This is a genomic window from Achromobacter sp. 1012554356 (genome assembly GCF_059760815.1).
Map to the genome: position 1 here is coordinate 1 of NZ_JCBANC010000039.1, position 22,328 is coordinate 22,328.

Genomic DNA, 22,328 nt, shown 5'->3' on the forward strand with positions numbered 1-22,328 from the left:
GCATGGGGGGCAAGAAGTAGAGGCGGGGGGCGGCCTGATCTCCGAGGGGGCAGTACGGCTGTTCAGCCCAGTCCTGCCAACTGCTCGGGTCTTGAAATCCTTGTGTCCAACCTTGCCATTGCGCGATGGAGAACGTCAACATAGCGCGCGATTCTACTATGGCAAACTGCGACTGACTTGTTTTGAACAGTTACAAATTACACAAAATAATCCATTTTTACGGTATTTTTTTCGAATAGTTACTTTCACTTGTGGGCGTTCAGGAACTTTTAATCTGGTGGGCCGATCCAAGCGCCGCCTCTCTATATGGTGTCGAACACCTGTCCGCGGATGACGCCCTCAGGGCGCCCGCGATCCGCAGCGGCAAGGCCCAGCGCGACTGGCAAGTCAGCCGCGCGCTGCTGCAGCACGGGCGCGCCGCGCGGCCCGGACCCGGCGCCACGTCGCTGAGTCACAGCAGCGGGCATGCCCTGTTGGCCACCGCGCCGCCGGGCTGGAAGGTTGGCGTCGACCTGGAGGCCACCCGGCCACGCAACGTTGACGGGCTGGCGCAATGGGTGTGCTCTCGGGCGGAGCGCGACCTGCTGGCCTCGCTGCCGGAGGAGGCCCGGCTGCTTCGTTTCTATCAGTTATGGACGTTGAAAGAGGCTTTCATCAAGGCTGCGGGCCTGGATTTTCCCGCGGACATGGCGTCGGTGGGGTTGAATCCCATGTCGTCAGGCCTGGCGCTACGGCCGCCGGCCGGGCGCTGGTCCGCGTGCTCTTATCGGGCCGGCGCCGGTTGGATGGCGTCAGTGGTGTGGCAGGCCCCTGATGCATCCGCCTGCGGCCCGATGGAACCAGCTTGGCACGGCGCGGCCGGCTGCGCGTTGCCCGAGGTGGAACTGGCCGGGCAGTGGCGCACCGATTCCGCTTGATGCCCGGGCGATTTCGCCGTTCGCATTTAAAGATGTATTATGAATATATGTTTAAAGGCGAGCCCGTTCGCCATTCAAGGAGCAGTTGATGTTGAGCCCCAAAATCCGCGAGCTGGTCAAGGCCACGGCCCCTGTCCTGAAGGTTCATGGCGTCGCCCTGACCAAGCACTTTTACGCGCGCATGTTCCAGCACAATCCGGAACTCAAGCATGTGTTCAACCAGGCCCACCAGGCGGGCGGCGCGCAGCAGCACGCGTTGGCCGGCGCGGTGACTGCCTATGCCGAGCACATCGACGACCCCTCGGTGCTGATGCCGGTGGTGACGCGCATCGTGCACAAGCACGTCAGCCTGGGAATCCGTCCGGAACACTACGCCATCGTGGGCAAGCATCTGCTGGCTTCCATCCGTGAAGTGCTGGGCGACGCCGCCACCGACGAACTGGTCGATGCGTGGGGCGCGGCCTACGGCCAACTGGCGGACCTGCTGATTGCCGAAGAGGCGCGCCTGTATGCGGAATCGGCCAACAAGCCGGGCGGCTGGACAGGCTGGCGCGCGTTCCGCGTCGTGGGCAAGCAGCCCGAAAGCGCCGAAATCACTTCTTTCTACCTGGCCCCCGCAGACGGCGGCACCGTGCCGGCCTACCGGCCCGGGCAGTACGTGTCCGTACGCGTGTTCGTGCCGGAACTGGGTCTGATGCAACCGCGCCAGTACAGCCTGTCGGACGCGCCGGGACAGGATCGCCTGCGCATCTCGGTCAAGCGTGAACCGGCTGGCGTCCAGACGCCGATGGGCCGCGTGTCCAACGCGCTGCACGACCGCCTGGAAGAGGGCGGTGTGCTGGACGTGGCGCCGCCGCAGGGTGATTTCCACTTGCGTGAGGACGGCGATGCCCCCGTCGTGCTGCTGAGCGGCGGCGTGGGCCTGACGCCGATGGTGTCGATCTTGAACCATTTGGTGCGCGCCAACGACGAGCGCCAGATCCGTTTCGTCCACGGCTGCCGCAACCGCTCGGTGCATGCCATGCGCGAGCACGTGAACGACATCGCAGCATCGCGCGCCAACGTGCGCAAGGCGGTGTTCTACGAAGAGGTGGGCCACGGCGACCAGGCCGGCCGCGACTACGATCACACGGGACGCGTCGATCTTCACGCGATCCGCGACGAGGCCATCGTGCCCGGCGCCGATTACTACTTGTGTGGACCGGCGGCCTTCATGCGCGCACAGCGTGAAGCGCTGGTGGGGCTGGGGGTGGCCGAAGACCGCATCCACGCCGAGGCGTTCGGCACCGGCGGCCCTGGCGCCTGAGCGGTGTATCCTGGCGGCCTGATGTTTCCGGGCCGCCCGGCCCACGCACCCCACCCACCATGCAACTGAACCGATTCACCGACTTCGGCCTGCGCGTCCTGATGTACCTGACGCAATGCCGCGACCGGTCCGTGGCCGTCACGATTCCCGAGATCGCGGACCGCTTTGGCCTGTCTCGCAATCATCTGGTGAAGGTGGTGCACTTCATGTCGCAGCGCGGCTGGGTCAGCACCACGCGCGGCAAGGGTGGCGGACTCAGCCTCGCCCGTCCCGCCACGGAGTACCGGGTCGGCGATCTGGTGCGGGAACTCGAGCAGCAGGGCCCCCTTATCGATTGCCACGAACCGCCCTGTGCCCTGGACGGCGTGTGCCGGCTGTCCGGCGTGCTGGCGCAGACCCTGCAGGCGTTTTACGACACGCTCAACAGCTACACCCTGGCGGATCTGGTCCGCGAACCGACCGCCGCCGCCATCATCAAGCTGCACCGGGTGGCCTGAAGCCCGGGCAGGGGCATGAAGTTTGGTTATGGCCCCTGCGGCGTTTGGCATTTGCCCGCGCGGGGGCGGCCGTTACAGAATGGGCCCGTTCGCGGTCTTCTTGGATAACGGTATGCGCGTTTGCGTGATCGGCGCCGGCGTCGTCGGTGTGACGTCGGCCTATTTCCTGGCGCGCCAGGGTCATGACGTGGTGCTGGTCGACAGCCAGCCCCGCCCGGCGGAAGTCTCCAGCTATGCCAACGGTGGCCAGCTCAGCTACAGCTATGTGGCGCCGCTGGCCGGACCCGGCGTGCTGCCCAGTGTGCCCGGCTGGCTGCTGCGCCACGACTCGCCGCTGCGTTTCCAGCCCCGGCTGGACCCGCATCAATGGCGCTGGTGCCTGCAGTTTGCGCTGGCCTGCCGCGCGTCGGTGGCCAAGGCCTCAACGGCCCAGATGCTGACGCTGTCCTACCTCAGCCGCGACGTCATGCACTCGCTGCTTGAACAGGAAGATCTGGCGTTCGGCCATCTGAAAAACGGCAAACTCATTGCCTACCGCAGCCCCGACCTGCTGGACAAGGCGCGCGCGCTGGTGGCTTACCAGGCCGCGCACGGTGCGGACCAGCAGGTGCTGGACGCCGCGCAGACCGTGGCGCGCGAACCCGCGCTGGCCGGCATGGGCACAAGCCTGGCGGGCGCCATCTACACCCCCAGCGAAGAAGCCGGCGACTGCCGCCAGTTCACCGAAGCGCTGTTCGACCGCCTGCAAGCGCTGGGCAACGTGCAGTGCGCCATGTCCAACCCGGTTTCCGGACTGCAGCGCGAAGGCCGCCGCATCGTCGCGGTCAACACGCGCGACGGCGACATTGGCGCCGACGCCGTGGTGCTGGCCACGGGCATCGGCACTCGCGCCTTGCTCGGTCCGCTGGGCCACGATGTGCCGCTGTATCCCCTGAAGGGCTACAGCCTGACCGTGCCGCTGGCGCAAGACGACACTGTGGCGCCGCGCATCAGCGTGACCGACTACGAACGGCGCATCGTCTACGCCCGCGTGGGCGGCGTGCTGCGGATCGCGGCCATGGTGGACATCGGCAGCAACAACGCCGACATCGACCCCGCGCGCATCGGCCTGCTCAAGCAACAAGTGCTTGAAGCCTTTCCGCAGCTTGACCTGCGGCAGGCCATTCCGTGGGCGGGTTTGCGTCCGGCCACACCCACCGGCAAGCCGCTGATCGGCCGCAGCCCCGCGGCCGACAATCTTTGGCTGAACGTCGGCCAGGGGGCGCTGGGATTCACCTTGGCCTGCGGCAGCGCGGCGCTGCTGACCGCGCAGATGGGTGAGATGGAATTGCCGCTGGATCCGGCGCCGTTCAAGCCCTGACGCCGCCGCCCCGATGGGCCATGTCCATTTCGCGATAGCCGATGCCATTTCATCGGCAGACGGGCTGATGCCGGCTCAATAGGATAGCGATCAACCTTCGCACGGCGCCGCATTCGGCGGCCGCGAAGGCGCCGATCCATCCTTCGAGTCCATCGCCATGTCCTTTCTCTTTCCGTTGTTCGCCATTCTGTTCTGGGCGGGCAACGTCATCGTCTCCAAGATGGCCGCCAGCGCCATCTCGCCCACCGCGATTACCTTCTACCGCCTGCTGCTGGCGCTGTTCCTGATGGGGCTGTTCACAGCCCGTCCGGCGTGGCGCAACCGGCGGGTCATCCTGCGGCACTGGCCAAAGCTGGCGCTGTATGGCGCGCTGTCCGCAGCCGTGTTCCAGGCGCTGTCCTATCGGGCGGCCGAGACCACCACCGCCACCAACATGGCCATCCTGACGGCGCTGATTCCGCTGCTCAGCATGCTGCTCAGCGTGGTGATCCTGCGCGATCCGCTGACGCTGGGCATGGCCGCGGGCGGCGCGCTGTCTTTCCTCGGCCTCTTGTACCTGGTGGGGCAGGGCGACATGCTCAGCGTGTTCCAGCATGGCGTGCACGTGGGCGACGGCCTGATGCTGCTGGCCGCCTTGTCGTACGCGCTGTACGGCGTGCTGCTGCGCCACTGGAAGGTGCCGGTGCCCGCCTGGCAGTCCACCTTCGTGCAGTCCATCTTTGCGCTGATCTACATGTTCCCGCTGTACCTGCGCGTGCCGGCAGCGCAAGCCGCGCTGGATGCCAACACGGTGCCGCTTATCCTGTACGCCGGCATTTTCTCGTCGGTGCTGCTGTCGTACCTGTGGATCGAAGGCGTGCAGCGGCTGGGGCCCAACCGCTGCAGCATCTTCATCAACCTGTTGCCGCTCTTTACCGCGCTGGCCGCTTTTGTGATGCTGCGCGAACGCCTGCACAGTTATCACCTGCTGGGCGGCGCGGTCACGCTGGCGGGAGTGCTGCTGGCGCAGACCGTGCAGCGGCCGCTGTTCCGCGCCGGGCGCGTGGCGGCGGCGGGCAGGGCCTAGCCGGGTATGCATGGGCGCTCAAGTCCGGCGCGCACCTTGCGCGGGAGGTGAGCAAGGCCTGGCCGCGCATTCACGGGCGTTCAAGACAGGCGCCCGCCATCGCCGCATAGTGGCCGCTTTGCGCGGTGAGGCGATGAGCATTTTCCAGAAAACCACGATTGCGCTGGCTCGCAGCCCAGCGGTCGGCCAGGCAATGCGAGCGATGGCCGCCCGGACCTCGCTGGCGCGCCGGTTCGTCGGCGGCGCCGATGTGGACGAAGCCGTGCGGACCGCCGTAAGGCTGCGCGAGGCGCATGGCATTCGCGCTTCGCTCTTCTATTTAGGCGAGTACGTGGCAGACCGCGCCGCCATCGACCATAACGACAACCAGGCCTTCGACGCGTGCCGGGCACTGGCCGGCGCCGGCCTGGACGTGCATGACGCCCGCCACGCGCAGTGCACGGATTTCGGCGGCCTTGTTCGGCACGCTGGCCGCGCATGGCCAGGCGCTGGAAGAGGGCGGCACGTCTGCCTCGGTCAGTCTCAAGGACCCCGCCTGCATCACCGACGTGTGTGCCTTGCTGCGCGAGCGCATGGCGGCGGATCCGTCCTGCGCGCCCGACCTCGAGGCGCTGGCGCAAGCCCAGGACCGTCACCGGACCACGCTGGCCAAACAGTTCGCCCGGCGCTACGGGTTGCCGCCGCAGGCGTGGCTGCGTAACTGGCGGGTGGCGCGCGCCCGGGTGCTGCTGCGCGCCGGCTTGCCGTTGGCGGATGCGGCGCAGGCGGTGGGCTTCGCCGACCAGGCGCACCTGACCCGGGTGTTCAAGCAGATCTACGGCAGCCCGCCGGGCGTGCTGCTCAAGGCCGGGGCGGGCGGCTCCCAGACGTTGTGAGGGCGGGGCGTCTCAAGCCGGTAATCCGAGTATTTGCGCGTGAAGAATTCCGCGCCTAGCGCATGCGCCGCGGCAAGCGGCCGCCGGGGATCGAGCGCAATCTCGCCGCGCCGGTTGCCGGCGCCGTGCACAAAGCCCACAAAGCTGGAATGCGTATAGCGCGCAAATTCCTGGACCTGATGCACGATGCCGAGCGCCGCGCCCGGATAGGTTTCCTCCGAGGCCACCGCCAGCCCCAGCCGCTTGCCCGCCATGCCGGCCTTGACGCGTTCCGGCTCTGGCCCGGATCCCGCATAGTGGCTGAACGACCGGTCAAAGAACGCCTTGGTCTGCGCGGACATGCCATACCAGTAGATGGGCGTGCAGAACAGCACGCCGTCGGCCGGCAGAAAATGTTCAAGGAAAAGTTCGGCGTAGCGGTCGGCGGGCGGCTTGGCGTGGCGCAGATCGGGCAGCAGGCCCTGGATGTAGTCGTCCAGGAAAAACACCGATGCCACGATACCGGCCGTTTCAGCGCCCCGGCGGGCGGATTCGGCCAGCGCCGCGCTGTTGCCATCGCGGCGGGGACTGCCAACCAGGATCAGCAGGCGTTCGGGGCGATGAGTTGAATTCATGCCAGGCTCCTCTCAAGAATTAACGATGCGAAGCGTGATGTTGGTATCGAAGGGGTGCCGGCGACAACTGACCATTCCTTCACTAAGATGAATGCAATTCATCCAAGGATTCCGGCCATGTTTGCCTCGCTTCCCGTTACTGCACTGCGCACGTTCGAGGCTGCGGCCCGGCTGCGCAGTTTCAAGCTGGCTGCGGCCGAGCTGTCGGTCACGCCCACGGCGGTGTCCCATCAGATCAAGGCGCTTGAGCGGCATGTGGGCTGCGCGTTGTTCGATCGCGTGCCGCGCGGCGTTCGGCTGACCGACAAGGGCGCGCGCCTGTTTGCCGGCGTGCATGGCGCGTTGCTGGACGTGGCGCAGACGCTGGATGCCTTGCGGCCCGCGCCCGAGTCCGGCGCGCTGACCGTGTCCACGACCCATTCCTTCGCGGCCTTGTGGCTGGTGCCGCGTCTGGGCCGCTTTCACGCGGCATCCCCGCAGTATCAATTGCGCCTGGACACGTCGCCCGATCCCGTGGACCTGTTGCAGGACGCCAGCGTGGACGTCGCCATCCGCTACAGCCGCCAGCGCTATCCCGCCTTGCACGCGGCCTGCGCGCTGCCCGAGTGGTTCGGGGTGTATGGAGCGCCGTCGCAGGTCGCCCGTGCCGGACGCCGCGCGCCTGCGCTGGTGACGGTGCGCTGGCGTGATTCGGACCTGTATGAGCAAGGCTGGCAGGCGTGGTGCGAAGCGGCCGGGTTGCCCGCATGGCGGCGGCCAGCGGCGCAGCACGCCTACACCGAAGAACACTATGCGATGCAGGCGGCGATTGCGGGGCAGGGCCTGGTGCTGGCCAGCTCGGTGATGGTGTCCGACAGCGTGGCCGCGGGAACACTGGTTTCCTATCGGCCGGAGATCCGGGTGGCAGGCTCGGTCTACACGGCGCTGTGCGCGCCAGGGCGCGAACGCCACCCGCCGGTCAAGGCTTTCCTGTCGTGGCTGCGCCAGGAATTCCGCGCGTAGGTCTGGCGCGGGTGGACGGCGCGACGGTTTGCCGCAGATGCGGCGAGACAGCCCGAACGCCAGCGGGTACATTGACGTCGCCGCGTCATCGCTGCCGCGACGGCCTGTCTCATGTCAGGCGGCGCGGCGTTTTCGGACTATGGAGTGCGCCCCGCTGTGAACCAATTCCAAGAAATGACGGTATTCCTGGCCGTGGCCGACGCGGGCAGTTTTTCCGCCGCAGCCCGGCGCCTGGAAATGTCCGCGCCCACCGTCACGCGCAGCGTGGCGGCGCTGGAACGCCGGCTGGGCGCCTTGCTGTTGGTGCGCACCACGCGCAGCCTGCGGCTGACCGAAGCCGGCCAGCGCTATGCCGCCGACTGCCGCCGCATTCTGGAAGAGGTCGAGCAGGCCGATGACGCCGCCGCCGGCGCGATGGCGGTGGCGCGCGGGGCGCTCGCCATCACCGCGCCGGCGCTGTTTGGCGAGCTGCACGTCATGCCGGCGGTGCTGGGCTACCTGCGGGCGCATCGCCAGGTGTCGGTGCGTGCGCTGCTGGTGGATCGGGTCGTGAACCTGGTGGACGAGGACATCGACGTCGCGGTGCGGATCGGCGCGCTGCCGGATTCCTCGTTGACGGCGGTGCCGGTGGGGCATGTGCGCCGCGTGGTGTGCGCCGCGCCCGATTTCCTGCGCGACCACGGCGCACCGGCCGACCCCGAGTCGCTGCATCGCTTCTGCACCATCACTGCCGCGATGGAAGGCCGCGCGCCGCACTGGCGTTTCTCGCAGGCAGGCCAGACCCTGCGTCTGCACATGCAATCGCAGTTGACGGTGACATCGTTCCAGGCGGCGGTGGCCGCCGCCCGCGAAGGCTGGGGCCTGACGCAGGTGATGTCCTATCAGGTGGCGCCGCACCTGGCCAGCGGGGCCCTGCAGGTGGTGCTGCGCGACTTCGAGATGCCGCCGGTGCCTGTCCACCTCGTGTATCCGGAAGGGCGCAAAAGCTCGGCCAAGGTGCGCAGCTTCGTGGATTTCTGCGTGGATGCGCTGCGCGGCGACCTGGCGGCGCTGCCGGCCTGACGGGTTTATTTGGGTTTGTTTCATCTATCGCAAGAGTGTCTTGCCGGCGCCGGCCGTTCCGGAATTGCGCCGCCGGCCCCACCATGGAGTCTCGAACCCGCCAGCGAGCGTCCGGATGCAAGCCGACCCGGCGCTGGTCCCCGCAAGGACACCGTCATGAACCTCCCCGAATACACCGGACCGTCGCCCTGGCATGCGGGCGAAGTGCAACTGCAGGCGCATGCCGGCGTTGCCGCGCGCATGGACATGATCGGCCGCAAGGTCGTCCGCGACTTCATGCCCGACCCGCATCGCGAATTCTTCGCGCAGCTGCCGTTCGTGGTGGCTGGCGCGGTGGACGCGCAGGGCGATCCCTGGGCCGGCATTCTGGAAGGGCTGCCAGGCTTTGCCGTGTCGCCGGACCCGCATACGCTGCGCATCGCGGCCATGCCGGACGAAGACGACCCGCTGCGCGCCGGATTGGGGGTGGGCCGGCCGGTGGGATTGCTGGGCATCGAGCTGCACTCCCGCCGGCGCAACCGCATGAACGGCCGCATCGCGGCCTGGGATGGCAAGCGCTTCGACGTGGCGGTGGCCCAGTCCTTCGGCAATTGTCCGCAGTACATCCAGTCGCGCGATTTCTTTTTCTCGCGCTCGCCGTCGATGCGCTTTGCGGCCGCGTTGCCGGAACGCGGCGGACTGGACGACGCGGCGCGCGCACTGATCTTGGCGTCTGACACCTTCTTTGTCGCCAGCTATGCCGGCGTCGCCGTCGATGTGTCGCACCGGGGCGGCAAGCCGGGCTTCGTGCGTGTGGACGGTGATGTGCTGACCATTCCGGACTTCTCGGGCAATCGGTTTTTCAACACCCTGGGCAACCTGGCCGCCAACCCCGTCGCGGGTCTGCTGTTTATCGACTTTGAACGCGGCGACCTGCTGCAACTGACGGGGCGCGCCGAGGTGATTCTGGACAGCCCCGACATCGCCGCCTTCGCGGGCGCCGAACGCCTGTGGCGCGTGCACGTGCGCCGCGTGGTCAGGCGGCCGGGCGCGCTGGCCCTGCGCTGGCGCTTCGATGCGTGGTCGCCCACGGCGCTGGCGACCGGGCGGTGGCCGGCCGCGGCCTAGCGTCAGGCGTCGGCCACCTTGCGCACGACCGTGTCGCCCGGGTTCAGCAGCCGGCCGTCCTGTGCGCGGATCTCCATCCGTTGCACCGGCTGCCCGCGCTGGCGGTCGATCAGCGTGGAATGCGCCTCGTCAGAGCCGTAGTAGTGGTCCTCGCCCCATTGGCGCAGTCCGACGATCACCGGAAACAGCGCCTCGCCTTTTTCCGTCAGGACGTATTCCTGGTAAGCGCTGCCGTCGGACGCCGGCGCCACGGCAAGAATGCCGTGCGCGACCAGCGTGCGCAGCCGGTCGCTCAGGATGTTCTTTGCCATGCCCAGGTTCTTCTGAAATTCGCCAAACCGGCGCAGGCCATCGAAGGCGTCCCGCACGATAAGCAGCGACCACCAATCGCCGATGGCGTCGAGCGAGCGCGCCACCGGGCAGGCGGCGCCTTCAAGGCTGGTGCGTTTGACCATGTGGACTCCTTGCCGATTCTCAGGATGAAGTTGGTTGCATTATAAAACCTTGTGAACTAGCATTCTGGTTTCGTAATAAAACTAGATAGATCATGAACCCGACTAGCCGATCCGTCGCGCCCGAAAACGAAACACCGAGAGACGACGCACCCGAAGACGACGCGCCCCGCCCGATGCCGCCCGCGCTGGTGTTCCTGCTGGCAGCGTCCTGTGCACTCAGTGTTGCCAACGTGTATTACGCGCAGCCGCTGCTCGACGCCATCGGCCGCGAATTCCATCTGGACGAGGCGGCGGTGGGCATCGTCGTCACCTCCACGCAATTGGGCTGCGCGCTGGCGCTGTTCTTCGTGGTGCCGCTGGGCGACCTGCTCGACCGGCGGCGGCTGATGCTGGGGCAATTGGCGCTGCTGGTGCTGGCATTGACAGCGGTGGCGGCTGCGGCAAACGCGCCGTGGCTGCTGGCGGGCATGGTCGCATTGGGATTGCTGGGCACCGCGATGACGCAGGGCCTGCTCGCGCTGTCGGCGGCGCTGGCCGCCCCGGCCGAACGCGGGCGCGTGCTGGGGGCGGCGCAGGGCGGGGTGGTGATCGGCCTTCTGCTGGCGCGCACGCTGGCCGGCGCGCTGGCGGATTTATGGGGCTGGCGTGCGGTGTATGTGGCGTCGGCCATTCTGTCGGCGGTGCTGGCGCTGGTGCTGGCTCGCTGGCTGCCGCGCCGGCGCCTGCCCGCAGCCGCGCTGCGCTATGGCGCGCTGTTGCGTTCCGTCTTCACGTTGCTCGCGACCGAGCGCGTGCTGCAAGTGCGCGGCATGATCGCGCTCTTGATGTTCGCCGCGTTCAGCGCGTTCTGGACCGCGCTGGTGCTGCCGCTCAGCGCGCCGCCGCATTCGCTGTCGCACACGGCGGTGGGCGCGTTCGGACTGGTGGGGGTGGTGGGCGTGCTGATGGCGGCGCGCGCCGGCCGCCTGGCCGACGCCGGACACGGCCAGCGCACCACCGCGATCGGCTTGGCGCTGCTGTGCGTGGCCTGGGCGCCGATTGCCTTGCTGGATCACAGCCTGTGGCTGCTGGCGCTCGGCGTGCTGGCGCTGGACCTGGCGCTGCAGGCGCTGCACGTGACGAATCAGGCGATGATTTTCAGCATCGGCGCGCAGGCGCATAGCCGATTGGTGGCGGGATATATGATGTTCTATGCGGTCGGCAGCGGCCTGGGCTCGATTGCCGCCACCGCCGTGTACGCGCAAGCCGGCTGGCTGGGCGTGTGCGCTCTGGGCGCGGGCATCAGCGTGGCGGCGTTGTTGTTCTGGGCGGCGACCGTGCCGCGCGGGGCACGCGCGGTTTGTCCGGGAGACGGGCGGGCGCACAGCTAGTTGCGTGCGCCCGTCATTGTCCAGTCACGCCAGCCAGCGCTTGATGCGGCCGGCCAGCGCTTCACGGCTGATGCCGTAGCGGTCATGCAGCGTGGGCAGGGCGCCGGCATCAAGAAACGCGTCCGGCAGCCCGGCCAGTTGAAATCCGGCAGGCTGCACGCGATGGCGCAGCAATGCGCTGGCCACGGCCTCACCCAGCCCACCGATCACCGAATGGTTCTCGGCCACGACCACCAGCCGGTGTTTGTAGCGCACCGCCTCGACCAGGCTGGCCTCGTCCAGCGGCTTGATGGTCGGACTGTGCATCACCGCCACCCCGATGTTGTCGCGCGCCAGGTCCTCGGCGGCCTCCAGCGCGCGCATCGTCATGATGCCGCTAGAGATGATGAGCACGTCGCTGCCTTCGCGCAGCATCTTCGCCTTGCCCAGCTCAAACCGGTAGCCCTCGATCTCGTCCAGCACCAGCGGCACCTGGCCGCGCAGCAGGCGCATATAGACCGGGCCCTGGTGCTCGGCGATCTGCGGCACGGCCTGTTCGATGTCCAGCGCGTCGCAGGGGTCGACGATGGTCAGGCCGGGGATGCCGCGCATCATCGCCAGGTCCTCGGTGGCCTGGTGGCTGGGGCCGTAGCCGGTCGTCAGCCCGGGCAGCGCGCAGCAGATCTTGACGTTGAGGTTTTCTTCCGCGATCACCTGATGGATGAAGTCGTAGGCGCGCCGCGTGCCGAACACCGCATAGGTCGTGGCAAACGGTACCAGCCCTTCCTTGGCCATGCCGCCGGCCGCGCCCATCAGCAGCTGCTCGGCCATGCCCATCTGGTAGAAGCGCTCGGGGTACGCCTGGGCGAACAGGTGCAGGTCGGTGTATTTAGCCAGATCCGCCGTCAGGCCCACGATGTCCGGACGCGATTCCGCGTACGAGACCAGCGCTTTGCCAAAGGGCGCCGCGCGGACGCGCTGCCCCTCCGAGGCAATCGACGCGATCATCGCGGACGTGGTGAGGCGGGGCTTTTGCTGGGTGCTGGCGCTGCTCATGACCAGGCTCCTTCGGTCGTGGGGGTGGGGCGGTTCTGGTCCAGGATGTCGAGTGCCTGTTGCCATTCCGGCGGATCGACGCGGATGAAATGGTTTTTCTCGCGCTGCTCAAGAAACGGGATGCCCTTGCCCATCCGGGTATCAAACAGGATGACTCGTGGCTTGGCGTCGGGCAGGGTGCGCGCGGTATCGAATGCCTGCACGACGGCGGCCAGGTCGTTGCCGTCCACCCGCTGCACGTGCCAGCCGAAGGCCGCCCACTTGTCGGCCAGCGGCTCAAATCCCATCACCTTGCCGGACGGGCCGTCCGCCTGCTGGTTGTTGATGTCGACCAGGCAGATGAGGTTGTCCAGTTCGTGGTGCGCCGCGCCCATTGCCGCTTCCCAGGTCGAGCCCTCGTCCAGTTCGCCATCGGACATGGAGTTGTAGACGAAGGCCGGATTGCGCTTGTGCTTCAGCCCCAATGCGATGCCGACGCCGATGGACAAGCCCTGACCCAGCGATCCGCCCGAAATCTCCATGCCCGGCGTGTAGGTCGCCATGCCCGACATGGGCAGGCGGCTGTCGTCGCTGCCATAGGTGTCGAGCTCGCTTTCCGGAATGACGCCGGCCTCCATCAGTGCCGCGTAGTGGGCAATGGCGTAGTGGCCGTGCGACAGGAGAAAGCGGTCGCGGCCCTCCCATTGCGCATCGCCGGGCTGCACGTTCATGGCGTGGCGGTAGGCCACGGCCAGCACGTCGGCCCAGCCGAGCGCCTGGCCAATGTAGCCCTGGCCCTGGACTTCGCCCATGCGCACCGCGTAGCGGCGGATGCGCCACGCGGCGGATGCTAGTTCGTTCAAAGATTTGGACTGCTCCATTCGAAGCTCCCTATTCATGGTGAGGGGTTCATTTCAGGATGCTGGCGGGCACGTACGACACCAGCCCCAGCACCGAAAAGGCGACCAGATAGAAGGGCGCGAGCTCGCGCACGGTCTGGCCCACCTTCACTTTGGCGAGCGCGCTGGTGATGAAGAGCGTGGTGCCGACGGGTGGCGTATACAGGCCGATGGCCAGGTTCACGACCATCATCACGCCCAGCTGCGTCATGTCCATGCCGATGCTCTGCGCCAGCGGAACGAAGACCGGCGCCAGCAGCAGCACAGCGGCAGGCAGGTCGATGAACATGCCCAGAAACAGCATCATCAGATTCATCATCAGGATGACCAGCCATTTGGCATGCACGTTTTCCTGGACCCAATTCGCGATGCCCTGCGGGGTCTGGTCGAAGGTCAGCAGCCAGCCGATGGCCGAAGACGCCATGATCACCAGCAGGACAACGCCGGTTGCCAACCCGGCCTGGACGATGGCGGCATTGAGCCGTGACCACGTCAGGTCGCGATACATCACGGCCGAGACCAGGCCCGCGTAGAACGTGGACAGGACCGCGACCTCGGTCGGCGTGGCGATGCCAAAACGCAGGAACACGATGATCAATAGCGGCAGGATCACGGCGGGCAGGGCGTACAGCAGGTGCCGGCGGAACGCGGCGCCGTTGAAGGGCGACGTGTCCCGGGGGAAGTTGCGGCGGCGGCCCACCCACCAGCAGGCCAGCATGAAGCCGGCGCAAAGCAGCAGGCCCGGTAGCACCCCGGCGACGAACAGCGACGCGATCGACGCGTTGGCCGTCAGGGCAAACAGGATCATCGGGATCGACGGCGGAATCAGGATGTCGATCGTGGCGGCGGCGGCCAGCGTGGCGGCGGAGAATGCAGCTGGGTAACCCAGCCGCTTGTGCCACGGAATCATCAGCGAGCCGATGGCAGACGCATCCGCCACCGCCGAGCCCGACACGCCGCCGAACAGCGTGGACGACAGCACGCCGACCTGCGCCGGACCGCCGTGATAGCGGCCGATCAGGGCAGACAGCACGCCCACCAGTGCTTCGCCGAGCTTGCCGCCCATCATCAGCGAGCCGGTCAGCATGAAGAACGGAATGGCGATCAGGGGAAAGCTCTGCACCTGCGCGACCATCTGCTGGACCACCACGTCCAGCGGCACGCGGTCCGTGCTGGCCACCGCCGCCATCGCAGCGACGAGCAGGGCGTGTGCGATGGGCATGGCCACGACGGCGGCGCCCATGAAGACGACCAGAATCAATGCACTCATGGCTGCTCTCCCATCACCAGTGCACGGCGGGCGCTTGCGGCTCGCCGTCGGGCTGCGCCGCGGTCTCGCGGCAATGCCAGCTCTGCCAGGCCGACTGCGCCGCCAGGACGGCGAGCAGCAGCATGCCGCCCATCACGCACGCATAGGTCAGCGAGCCAGGCATCTGCAGAATCGGGGACTTTTCGTCGTGGACGATCTCAAGCATGTTGAACGTCGCCCAGGACAAGGTGGCGTACAGCCCGGCCACGACGCTCCAGGACGCGGTCGCAACCACGCGGCGGATGCGGGCGGGCACGGCATCCATCAGGAACGTGGTGGCGATGTGCGCGTTGTGCAGCGCGGCCAGCACGACCCCGGACATGACGAGCCAGGGAAAGAGCAGCTCGGGGATCTCGTTGGCCCATTCCAGGCTTGAACCCGTCGCATACCGCAAGGCGGTATTGATGACGAGGATCAGGAAGATCACCGTGGTGGACAGCCACAGGACCACGCGGCAAATGCCGTCGATGACCCTGCCGACCAGTCCATGTCGATCGGTATTCATGTTGTCTCCTGCCTTGTAGCCGGCCCGCCGCCGTGCCCGCCGCGTGGGGCGGGCACGGGGTGACCGAAGGACGTATCAGTTGCCGCGCGCCGCGGCCAGGACCTTCTTCACGTACGCGCCGATGGGACCGGCCAGCCATTTCTCGTCCACTGGCGCGGTGGCCTTGGCGAAGGCGGCGGTGTCGGGCGTCGTAACCTGCACCCCCTTGGCCTTCAGCTCGGCCAGCAGGCGCGCGTCGGCATCCTTGCTCAGCTTGCGCTGGAGCGCTGACGCTTCGTCGGCGGCCTCCTGCACGGCCTTGCGGTCGGCTTCGCTAAGGCGGTCCCAGGTGCGCTTGCTCATCAGGAACGGCGTCATCTGGAACTGATGGTTGGTCATCGCCAGGTGCTTCTGCACTTCGTACAGCTTGCTGGCCTCGAAGTTCATCAGCGGGTTTTCCTGGCCGTCCACCACGCCTTGCTGCAACGCCACATACAGTTCGGCGAACTTGATCTGCTGCGCCTGCGCGCCCAGGGCGGTCATGATGTCGACCAGCGTTGCGTCGGGCGGCACCCGCATCTTCAGGCCCTTCATGTCCTCGACCTTGTTGATGGGGTGCTTGCTGTTGGTCATCTGGCGGATGCCGTTGTCCCAGGTGCCCAGGAGGATCAGGTTCTTGCCCGCGGACTTCTCGGCCAGCTCCTTGCCCAGCGGCCCGTCGAGCAGCTTGAAGGCCGCGCTGGCGTCCGGGAACAGGAATGGCCATTCTGGACGCCGTCTAGCATTAAGACAAACGATGTGTCATCAGTCTAAGATGACGAATTGTCATCTGAAGTCAGGGACAACCCCATGCCTGCGCTGCCGCCCATCGTCAACTTGCTGGCGTTCGAAGCCGTCGCGCGCCGGCGCAGCTTTGCCATCGCCGCCACCGAGCTGCACCTGACCGCGTCGGCGGTCAGCCACCAGATTTCACGGCTGGAATCGGACCTGGGCGTGCGCCTGTTCGAGCGCAGCGCGCACGGGGTGCGGCTGAGCAGCGCGGGCGAGCAATATCTGGTGCGGATCGGCGGGGCGCTTGCGGCGATCTCATCGGCCACCGAAGACCTGCGCCAGGGCGTCAGCAACAGCTTGTACGTGCACTCCGCGCCCAGCATTGCGAGCCTGTGGCTGATGCCCCGGCTGCGGCGGTTTGCCGAGGCACATCCGCATGTGGCGCTGAACCTGTCGGCCGCGCATTCGCACAGCGATTTTGCGCTGGGCCAGTCGGACATCGACATCCGCTACGGCGTGCCGCATTGGGACGATGTGGTGGTGGAACCGTTGTTCGAGGAGCGCATCCTGCCGCTGGCCAGCGCGGCGTTCGTCCGCGAGCACGGCATCAAGCGTATCGACCAGCTGCTGGACGTGCCGCTGATCCAGAGCAACGTCAGCGTCATCCAGTGGTCCGACTGGTTTGGGCGTTATTCGGAACGGCGCGCGCCGGATCACTTCACGATCCGCTTTGACCGCGCGCAGATGTCGCTGGACGCGGCGGCACAGGGTTTGGGCGTGGCGCTGGAAAGCGCCACCATTGCTGGCATGCACCTCGCCCAGGGCAGCTTGCAGCCGGTCTTTGGCATGGCCAAGGCCGTCACGGTGAAGGCGCACTTTCTTGTGTACCCCGCACGGCACGCCAAGCGTCCGTCCGTGGAGGCCTTTCTTGCCTGGATCCACGCCGAGGCCGCTGCGGCGGCGGTCAAACGCTAAGCCCGGCCCGCAGGAGCAGACCGGGCGTTCGCGTCAGGGCTGGACTTCGTAGTCCGCCGTGCCCAGCACGACTGCCGCCAGGCCCGGCGCCTGCGTCAGTTTGTGCAGCGCAAAGGCTTGCGCGGTGGCGATCTTGGCGTTGTGGAAGGCCGGGTCTTCGGCCTGCAGGTCCAGGCTGGCAAGCAGGGCGCGGGCCATCTGCCAACCGGCGAACGTCGTCCCCGCCAGGAGCAGGTAGGGCACCGCGGCGCCAAAGACCGCGTTGGGGTTGCCGGCGGCATTGGCAAGAACGAACTCGATGGCGCTGGCCAGCGCTTCGCGGGCCTCGCGCAGCGGCTTGAGCATGCGGCCGGCGGCCGGCTCGCTGCGGGCTTCGAGGTCGGCTTCGGTCTGGCGCACCGCGTCCAGCAGGGCGCGCGCCACGGCGCCGCCGTCGCGCAGCGTCTTGCGGCCGACGAGGTCGTTGGCCTGGATTGCGGTGGTGCCTTCGTAGATGGTCAGGATGCGGGCGTCGCGGTAGAACTGCGCGGCGCCGGTCTCTTCGATGAAACCCATGCCGCCATGCACCTGCACGCCCAGGCTCGCGACGTCGATCGACATCTCGGTGCACCAGCCCTTGACGATCGGCACCAGGTATTCCTGGATTGCCAGGTGGCGCTTGCGCGTGTCGGCGTCGGGGCTGGCGTGGGCCAGATCGGCATGGCCGGCAGTCACGTAGGCCAGCGCGCGGCCCGCTTCGGTCAGGGCGCGCATGGTGCCCAGCATGCGGCGCACGTCGGGGTGCTGGATGATGGGCACGGCGTCGCGCGACGAGCCGTCCACCGGGCGGCTCTGGACGCGCTCGGCGGCATAGGCCAGCGCGTGCTGGTAGGCGCGGTCGGCAATGGCGATGCCCTGCACGCCCACCGCGTAGCGGGCGGCGTTCATCATGATGAACATGGCGTCCAGGCCGCGGTTTTCCTGGCCGACCAGGTAACCCAGCGCGCCGCCGGCGTCGCCAAACTGCAGCGTGCACGTGGGGCTGGCCTTGATGCCCAGCTTGTGCTCGATGGACACGCAGGCGACGTCGTTACGCTCGCCCAGCGAGCCGTCTTCGTTGACCAGGAACTTGGGCACCAGGAAAAGCGAAATGCCCTTCACGCCGTCGGGCGCGTCGGGCAGGCGGGCCAGCACCAGATGCAGGATGTTCTCGGCAAGGTCGTGCTCGCCATAGGTGATGAAGATCTTGGTGCCGGACAGGCGATACGTGCCATCGCCCATCGGCTGGGCGCGCGTGCGGACCATGGCAAGGTCCGAGCCGGCCTGCGGCTCGGTCAGGTTCATGGTGCCGGTCCATTGGCCGGAGATCATGGGGCCGATGAAGCGCTCGCGCAGCTCGGGTGAGCCGGCCGTCATCAGGGCCTCGATGGCGCCGTTGGTCAGCAGCGGGCATAGCGCGAACGACAGGTTTGCGGCGTTCAGCATTTCAGAGCAGGGCGAGCCGATCAGCCCGGGCAGCCCCTGGCCGCCGTATTCGACGGGGTGGGACAGGCCCTGCCAGCCGGCGTCTGCATATTGGCGGAAGGCCTGCTTGAAGCCGGGGGCGGTGGTCACCGTGCCGTCGTGCCAGGCGCTGGGCGCCTCGTCCGCCGGGTGGTTCAGCGGCGCCAGGACCTCGGCGGCGAAATGGGCGGATTCTTCCAGCACGGCTTGCGCGGTGTCGGGCGTGGCCTCCTCGAACCCGGGCAGGGCGGCCACCTGCGGCAGACCGGCCAGATGGTTCAACACGAACAGCATGTCTTTCACGGGGGCTTGGTACGTCATGGCGTAGGCGCTCCTGGTTTTATGGGTTAAGCGGATCAGGCCGGTTTGCCGGGGCCGGCCACGTCGATGGCGGACGTAGCGCCGACGGCGGCGCGCAGTTCGAATTTCTGAATCTTGCCGGTGGACGTCTTGGGCAGGTCACCGAAGCGTACCGCGCGCGGCACCTTGAAGCCGGACAAAAGCATCTTGCAGTGCGCGATGATTTCTTCGGCGGTGGCGGTGCAGCCGGGCTTGAGCTCGACGAAGGCGCAGGGCGTCTCGCCCCATTTGGGGTCGGGCATGGCCACCACGGCCACGGCCGCCACGGCTGGATGCCGGTACAGCGCGTCCTCGACCTCGATGCTGGAGATGTTTTCGCCGCCCGAGATGATGATGTCCTTGCTGCGGTCCTTGATACGGACATAGCCGTCGGCCGTCATCACGCCCAGGTCGCCGGTGTGGAACCAGCCGCCGGCAAAGGCGTCCTCGGTCGCGCGCGCGTTCTTCAAATAGCCCTTCATGCAGATGTTGCCGCGGAACATGACCTCGCCGATGGTTTCCTCATCGCGCGGCACTTCAGCCATCGTTTCCGGGTTGCGCACCGACACGCCGGCCTGCAGGTGATAGCGCACGCCCTGGCGCGCGGTCAGCAGCGCGCGGCGTTCGGGGTCCAGCGCGTCCCACGCGTCCTGATGCGCGCAGACGGCGGCTGGGCCATAGACTTCGGTCAGGCCATATACGTGGGTCAGCTCAAAGCCGATCTCGCGCATCTTGTCGATCACCGCCGGCGCAGGCGCGGCGCCCGCCACCATGGTGCGCACGGTATGGGTAATGCCCGCGCGCAGCTCGGCCGGCGCGTTGGCCAGCGCGCTTTGCACGATGGGCGCGCCGCAGTAGTGGGTGACGCCTTCGTCGCGGATCAGGTCGAACACCGTCTTGGGATCGAACTTGCGCAGGCACACGTTCACGCCGGCGCGCGCCGCGATGGTCCAAGCGAAGCACCAGCCGTTGCAATGAAAAAGCGGCAGCGTCCACAGGTAGACGGGATGCTTGGGCATGTCCCATTCGAGGATGTTGCTGACCGCGTTCAGGTAGGCGCCGCGGTAGTGATAGACCACGCCCTTCGGATCGCCCGTGGTGCCGGACGTGTAGTTCAGCGCGATGGCGTCCCATTCATCGGCGGGCGGCTTCCAGTCGTAGGTGGCGGGCGCGGCGGCCAGAAAATCTTCGTAATCGACGGCGCCCGGCAGCGTGGCAGGGGCGCCGTCCAGATCGTGCACCGAGACGATCTTCAGATGCGGAAACTCAGCGCGGGCGCGCTGCGCGACGTCGGCGTATTCGGTGTCGATGATGAGCGCCCGGGCTTCCCCGTGGCCCAGCATGAACAGCACGCTGGGTGCGTCCAGACGCGTGTTCAACGTGTTCAGCACGGCGCCCAGCATGGGCACCCCGAAGTGCGCTTCCACCATGGCGGGAATATTGGGCAGCATGACGGCAACCGAGTCGCCGCGCTGGATGCCGGCCTGCGCCAGCGCGCCGGCCAGGCGCTGGGCGCGTTCGTACGTTTGCGCCCACGTGCGGCGGACCTTGCCGTGCACGACGGCCAGTTTGTGGCCGTAGACCTGCGCCGCGCGGGCGATGAAATCCACGGGGGTCAGGGCTTCGTGATTGGCTTCGCGGCGTGCGAGGCCGTGATCGAACATGCCGGTCATGCTTGTCTCCAATGGGGCGGGGTGGCCCCTTATCCAGGTCTGCGGGGTTTGATCCCCGTCGCTTGCCCTAGCTTATGGCCGGCCGGAAAATGGCGTCTGTCGCCTGCATGACAGACCGCCGGCCGGCGGCGCTATCCCCAAGTTTTACACGGTTCTTCCCATGTCCGATGTTTCAAACACAGTTTCCTCAGACGAACTGCCGGCGCTGTTCCGTGCCTGTCCGTGGTTCGGCGCGCTGGATTCGCGGCACCAGGACCTGGTGCTGGCGACCTCGCGCGCGGAGCACGTCGGCAGCGGCGCGTGGATTGCGCGGCGCAATGCGCCGTCGGACCACTGGCTGGGGGTCAGCCGCGGGCTTCTCAAGCTGGCGATCTATAACGAGTCCGGCCGCAGTTGCACGTTCTCCGGCGTGCCGCCGGGCGGGTGGTTCGGAGAGGGCAGCGTCATCAAGCGCGAGCTGCGCAAATACGATGTGGTCGCAATCCAGCCGTCGCTGGTGATGCTGGTGCCCACCGCGACATTCCATGCGCTGTTGTCGGCGAGCCTGCCGTTTTCGCACTTTGTCATCGGCCAGTTGAACGACCGCATGGGCGAGTTCATCGCGTCCATCCAGAACCACCGTTTGCTCGACGCCGACGCGCGCGTGGCGCAATCGCTGGCGCAGCTCTTCAATCCGCAGCTGTATCCCTCCACCGACCTGACCCTGGCAATTTCGCAGGAAGAACTGGGCTACCTGACCGGCCTGTCGCGCCAGCGGGTCAACCAGGCGCTGCAGACGCTGGCCGACCAGGGGATCCTGGCGCTGGCCTACAACCAGATCAAGGTGCTGGCGCTGGCCCGATTGCGGCAGTTCGGGCTGGATCAGATCTGACGGGAATCAGGGCGTCGTGCCGCCTCGCGTCGGGTCAAAAGCGGGGTCCAGCGCACGGTCCAGCGCGGCGCGCGCCAGAAGGCGGGTCGAATCCAGCGTGGGCAGGGCGCAGTTGCCGTCGTTCAGCACCAGCGGCAGTTCGGTGCAGCCCAGCACAACCGCATCGCAGCTGTCGGCTTTCAGGCGTTCGACGATGCCTTGCAACTGCGCCACCGACGCGGGCTTGATCACCCCATAGACCAGCTCGTCCATGATGATGCGGCCCAGCAGCAGGCGGTCGTCCTGCGGCGGCCGCGCGTAGTCCAGGCCGTGTGCGCCAAAGGCCGCGGGGTAGACGTCGCTGTCCACCAGCCAGTGCGTGCCCAGGATGCCGACCCGCCGGTAACCGCGCGCCGCCGTGGCGGCGGCCTCCTGCGCGATATGCAGCCACGGCCGCGGCGAGTCCGCCACGACGCGGTCCAGTGCCTGGTGGATGGTGTTGTCCGGGCAGATCAGGAAATCCGCGCCGGCGCGGGCCAGCTTGTTCGCCGACGACAACATCAGGGCGGCAACGCCGTCCAGGTCGCGGGCGTCCAGGCAGGCGACGTAATCCGCCAGCGAATGGGTGTGCAGCGAAATCTCGGGATGCGCATGCGGGCCCATGCGCTGCGCGCCTTCGGCGCACAAGGTCCGGTAGCAGAGCGAGGCGCCCTCGGCAGAGCAGGCGACGATGCCGATGTGCAGCGGCGTGGCGTTCATCCAGTCGATTCCTTCTTCAGGGTCCGGGCAGCCGGACGGCGGGGAACAGGTCAGGCGCGATCGATTGTAGGGGCGGCGGCGGTTACGGTATCGCCGGGTGAAATTCACCCCGTGGCGGTTATTTATACCCATCCGGCCAACA

The 22,328-nt window shown here is 67.3% G+C and carries 22 protein-coding genes and 1 pseudogene; 12 read left to right on the forward strand and 11 right to left on the reverse strand.

Annotation, left to right across the window (positions count from 1 at the left end):
• Positions 1-251 precede the first annotated feature (251 nt).
• The 5 genes from AC6LJW_RS19275 to AC6LJW_RS19295 all read left to right on the forward strand — a co-directional run bounded on the left by AC6LJW_RS19275 (position 252) and on the right by AC6LJW_RS19295 (position 5,146).
• Positions 252-917: a 4'-phosphopantetheinyl transferase family protein gene (locus tag AC6LJW_RS19275; protein WP_498088016.1), complete on the forward strand. Its 666-nt coding sequence runs from the start codon at positions 252-254 to the stop codon at positions 915-917.
• Between the two features lie 88 nt (positions 918-1,005).
• On the forward strand, positions 1,006-2,223 hold the full coding sequence (hmpA, locus tag AC6LJW_RS19280; protein ID WP_105238292.1) for an NO-inducible flavohemoprotein: 1,218 nt from the start codon (positions 1,006-1,008) through the stop codon (positions 2,221-2,223).
• A gap of 59 nt (positions 2,224-2,282) precedes the next feature.
• The gene (locus tag AC6LJW_RS19285) at positions 2,283-2,720 is read left to right on the forward strand and encodes an Rrf2 family transcriptional regulator (RefSeq protein WP_056569807.1); all 438 of its coding nucleotides are present in this window, start codon (positions 2,283-2,285) and stop codon (positions 2,718-2,720) included.
• Between the two features lie 112 nt (positions 2,721-2,832).
• Positions 2,833-4,080: a D-amino acid dehydrogenase gene (locus AC6LJW_RS19290; protein ID WP_498088017.1), complete on the forward strand. Its 1,248-nt coding sequence runs from the start codon at positions 2,833-2,835 to the stop codon at positions 4,078-4,080.
• A gap of 157 nt (positions 4,081-4,237) precedes the next feature.
• Positions 4,238-5,146 carry a DMT family transporter gene (locus tag AC6LJW_RS19295; protein WP_498088018.1) on the forward strand — a complete coding sequence of 303 codons (909 nt, stop codon included), beginning with the start codon at positions 4,238-4,240 and terminating at the stop codon, positions 5,144-5,146.
• A 70-nt stretch (positions 5,147-5,216) separates the two neighbouring features.
• Here the strand turns inward: AC6LJW_RS19295 and AC6LJW_RS19300 are convergent, their stop codons facing one another.
• Positions 5,217-5,441 (reverse strand): hypothetical protein, encoded by a 225-nt coding sequence (locus AC6LJW_RS19300; protein ID WP_498088019.1) that lies wholly within the window; start codon positions 5,439-5,441, stop codon positions 5,217-5,219.
• 121 nt (positions 5,442-5,562) lie between these two features.
• On the opposite strand from AC6LJW_RS19300, the gene AC6LJW_RS19305 reads away from it, so the two are divergent.
• The gene (locus AC6LJW_RS19305) at positions 5,563-6,021 is read left to right on the forward strand and encodes a helix-turn-helix transcriptional regulator (protein WP_498088020.1); all 459 of its coding nucleotides are present in this window, start codon (positions 5,563-5,565) and stop codon (positions 6,019-6,021) included.
• On the opposite strand, the gene AC6LJW_RS19310 is transcribed toward AC6LJW_RS19305, so the two are convergent.
• Complete coding sequence (locus AC6LJW_RS19310; RefSeq protein WP_498088021.1) at positions 5,961-6,635, reverse strand: flavodoxin family protein; 675 nt, start codon at positions 6,633-6,635, stop codon at positions 5,961-5,963. The genes AC6LJW_RS19305 and AC6LJW_RS19310 overlap by 61 nt on opposite strands.
• A 117-nt stretch (positions 6,636-6,752) precedes the next feature.
• Here AC6LJW_RS19310 and AC6LJW_RS19315 point away from each other — a divergent pair, with 117 nt between their 5' ends.
• From AC6LJW_RS19315 to AC6LJW_RS19325, 3 genes are all read left to right on the forward strand, one after another.
• Positions 6,753-7,637: a LysR substrate-binding domain-containing protein gene (locus AC6LJW_RS19315; RefSeq protein WP_427985348.1), complete on the forward strand. Its 885-nt coding sequence runs from the start codon at positions 6,753-6,755 to the stop codon at positions 7,635-7,637.
• A 156-nt stretch (positions 7,638-7,793) separates the two neighbouring features.
• Entirely contained in the window at positions 7,794-8,699 is a 906-nt protein-coding gene (locus AC6LJW_RS19320) for a LysR family transcriptional regulator (protein WP_498088022.1), read from the forward strand.
• A gap of 156 nt (positions 8,700-8,855) precedes the next feature.
• Positions 8,856-9,806, forward strand: a complete 951-nt coding sequence (locus AC6LJW_RS19325; RefSeq protein ID WP_427985344.1) for a pyridoxamine 5'-phosphate oxidase family protein — start codon at positions 8,856-8,858, stop codon at positions 9,804-9,806.
• Positions 9,807-9,808: 2 nt separating this feature from the next.
• Here the strand turns inward: AC6LJW_RS19325 and AC6LJW_RS19330 are convergent, their stop codons facing one another.
• Positions 9,809-10,261 (reverse strand): winged helix-turn-helix transcriptional regulator, encoded by a 453-nt coding sequence (locus AC6LJW_RS19330; RefSeq protein WP_056569821.1) that lies wholly within the window; start codon positions 10,259-10,261, stop codon positions 9,809-9,811.
• 173 nt (positions 10,262-10,434) lie between these two features.
• Between AC6LJW_RS19330 and AC6LJW_RS19335 the strand changes: the two genes are divergently transcribed.
• Positions 10,435-11,631 (forward strand): MFS transporter, encoded by a 1,197-nt coding sequence (locus AC6LJW_RS19335; RefSeq protein WP_498088048.1) that lies wholly within the window; start codon positions 10,435-10,437, stop codon positions 11,629-11,631.
• 24 nt (positions 11,632-11,655) lie between these two features.
• On the opposite strand, the gene AC6LJW_RS19340 is transcribed toward AC6LJW_RS19335, so the two are convergent.
• The 5 genes and pseudogenes from AC6LJW_RS19340 to AC6LJW_RS19360 form a co-directional block, all read right to left on the reverse strand.
• Positions 11,656-12,666 carry a transketolase family protein gene (locus AC6LJW_RS19340; RefSeq protein ID WP_498088023.1) on the reverse strand — a complete coding sequence of 337 codons (1,011 nt, stop codon included), beginning with the start codon at positions 12,664-12,666 and terminating at the stop codon, positions 11,656-11,658.
• Complete coding sequence (locus AC6LJW_RS19345; protein WP_056569825.1) at positions 12,663-13,526, reverse strand: transketolase; 864 nt, start codon at positions 13,524-13,526, stop codon at positions 12,663-12,665. The genes AC6LJW_RS19340 and AC6LJW_RS19345 overlap by 4 nt, the downstream gene beginning before the upstream one ends.
• A gap of 28 nt (positions 13,527-13,554) precedes the next feature.
• Positions 13,555-14,814, reverse strand: coding sequence for a TRAP transporter large permease (locus AC6LJW_RS19350; RefSeq protein WP_056569827.1), 1,260 nt, complete (start codon positions 14,812-14,814; stop codon positions 13,555-13,557).
• A gap of 13 nt (positions 14,815-14,827) precedes the next feature.
• Entirely contained in the window at positions 14,828-15,358 is a 531-nt protein-coding gene (locus AC6LJW_RS19355; protein ID WP_056569829.1) for a TRAP transporter small permease, read from the reverse strand.
• Positions 15,359-15,433: 75 nt separating this feature from the next.
• Positions 15,434-16,099, reverse strand: a pseudogene (locus AC6LJW_RS19360) (TRAP transporter substrate-binding protein); the annotation flags it as partial.
• Positions 16,100-16,186: 87 nt separating this feature from the next.
• On the opposite strand from AC6LJW_RS19360, the gene AC6LJW_RS19365 reads away from it, so the two are divergent.
• Entirely contained in the window at positions 16,187-17,083 is an 897-nt protein-coding gene (locus tag AC6LJW_RS19365; protein ID WP_427985337.1) for a LysR substrate-binding domain-containing protein, read from the forward strand.
• Positions 17,084-17,116: 33 nt separating this feature from the next.
• Here AC6LJW_RS19365 and AC6LJW_RS19370 read toward each other — a convergent pair whose 3' ends face one another.
• The gene (locus AC6LJW_RS19370) at positions 17,117-18,886 is read right to left on the reverse strand and encodes an acyl-CoA dehydrogenase (RefSeq protein ID WP_056569835.1); all 1,770 of its coding nucleotides are present in this window, start codon (positions 18,884-18,886) and stop codon (positions 17,117-17,119) included.
• A gap of 35 nt (positions 18,887-18,921) precedes the next feature.
• Positions 18,922-20,577 (reverse strand): acyl-CoA synthetase, encoded by a 1,656-nt coding sequence (locus tag AC6LJW_RS19375; protein ID WP_498088024.1) that lies wholly within the window; start codon positions 20,575-20,577, stop codon positions 18,922-18,924.
• Between the two features lie 160 nt (positions 20,578-20,737).
• On the opposite strand from AC6LJW_RS19375, the gene AC6LJW_RS19380 reads away from it, so the two are divergent.
• On the forward strand, positions 20,738-21,448 hold the full coding sequence (locus AC6LJW_RS19380) for a Crp/Fnr family transcriptional regulator (RefSeq protein ID WP_498088025.1): 711 nt from the start codon (positions 20,738-20,740) through the stop codon (positions 21,446-21,448).
• A gap of 6 nt (positions 21,449-21,454) precedes the next feature.
• Here AC6LJW_RS19380 and AC6LJW_RS19385 read toward each other — a convergent pair whose 3' ends face one another.
• Entirely contained in the window at positions 21,455-22,186 is a 732-nt protein-coding gene (locus tag AC6LJW_RS19385) for an aspartate/glutamate racemase family protein (RefSeq protein ID WP_498088026.1), read from the reverse strand.
• Positions 22,187-22,328: the final 142 nt, after the last annotated feature.

Coding starts and splice junctions, on each gene's coding strand:
- hmpA (WP_105238292.1), top strand. CDS start 1,006: ATGTTGAGCCCCAAAATCCGCGAGCTGGTCAAGGCCACGGCCCCTGTC.
- AC6LJW_RS19285 (WP_056569807.1), top strand. CDS start 2,283: ATGCAACTGAACCGATTCACCGACTTCGGCCTGCGCGTCCTGATGTAC.
- AC6LJW_RS19290 (WP_498088017.1), top strand. CDS start 2,833: ATGCGCGTTTGCGTGATCGGCGCCGGCGTCGTCGGTGTGACGTCGGCC.
- AC6LJW_RS19295 (WP_498088018.1), top strand. CDS start 4,238: ATGTCCTTTCTCTTTCCGTTGTTCGCCATTCTGTTCTGGGCGGGCAAC.
- AC6LJW_RS19300 (WP_498088019.1), bottom strand. CDS start 5,441: ATGCGCCTCGCGCAGCCTTACGGCGGTCCGCACGGCTTCGTCCACATC.
- AC6LJW_RS19305 (WP_498088020.1), top strand. CDS start 5,563: ATGACGCCCGCCACGCGCAGTGCACGGATTTCGGCGGCCTTGTTCGGC.
- AC6LJW_RS19310 (WP_498088021.1), bottom strand. CDS start 6,635: ATGAATTCAACTCATCGCCCCGAACGCCTGCTGATCCTGGTTGGCAGT.
- AC6LJW_RS19315 (WP_427985348.1), top strand. CDS start 6,753: ATGTTTGCCTCGCTTCCCGTTACTGCACTGCGCACGTTCGAGGCTGCG.
- AC6LJW_RS19325 (WP_427985344.1), top strand. CDS start 8,856: ATGAACCTCCCCGAATACACCGGACCGTCGCCCTGGCATGCGGGCGAA.
- AC6LJW_RS19330 (WP_056569821.1), bottom strand. CDS start 10,261: ATGGTCAAACGCACCAGCCTTGAAGGCGCCGCCTGCCCGGTGGCGCGC.
- AC6LJW_RS19335 (WP_498088048.1), top strand. CDS start 10,435: ATGCCGCCCGCGCTGGTGTTCCTGCTGGCAGCGTCCTGTGCACTCAGT.
- AC6LJW_RS19340 (WP_498088023.1), bottom strand. CDS start 12,666: ATGAGCAGCGCCAGCACCCAGCAAAAGCCCCGCCTCACCACGTCCGCG.
- AC6LJW_RS19345 (WP_056569825.1), bottom strand. CDS start 13,526: ATGGAGCAGTCCAAATCTTTGAACGAACTAGCATCCGCCGCGTGGCGC.
- AC6LJW_RS19350 (WP_056569827.1), bottom strand. CDS start 14,814: ATGAGTGCATTGATTCTGGTCGTCTTCATGGGCGCCGCCGTCGTGGCC.
- AC6LJW_RS19355 (WP_056569829.1), bottom strand. CDS start 15,358: ATGAATACCGATCGACATGGACTGGTCGGCAGGGTCATCGACGGCATT.
- AC6LJW_RS19365 (WP_427985337.1), top strand. CDS start 16,187: ATGCCTGCGCTGCCGCCCATCGTCAACTTGCTGGCGTTCGAAGCCGTC.
- AC6LJW_RS19370 (WP_056569835.1), bottom strand. CDS start 18,886: ATGACGTACCAAGCCCCCGTGAAAGACATGCTGTTCGTGTTGAACCAT.
- AC6LJW_RS19375 (WP_498088024.1), bottom strand. CDS start 20,577: ATGACCGGCATGTTCGATCACGGCCTCGCACGCCGCGAAGCCAATCAC.
- AC6LJW_RS19380 (WP_498088025.1), top strand. CDS start 20,738: ATGTCCGATGTTTCAAACACAGTTTCCTCAGACGAACTGCCGGCGCTG.
- AC6LJW_RS19385 (WP_498088026.1), bottom strand. CDS start 22,186: ATGAACGCCACGCCGCTGCACATCGGCATCGTCGCCTGCTCTGCCGAG.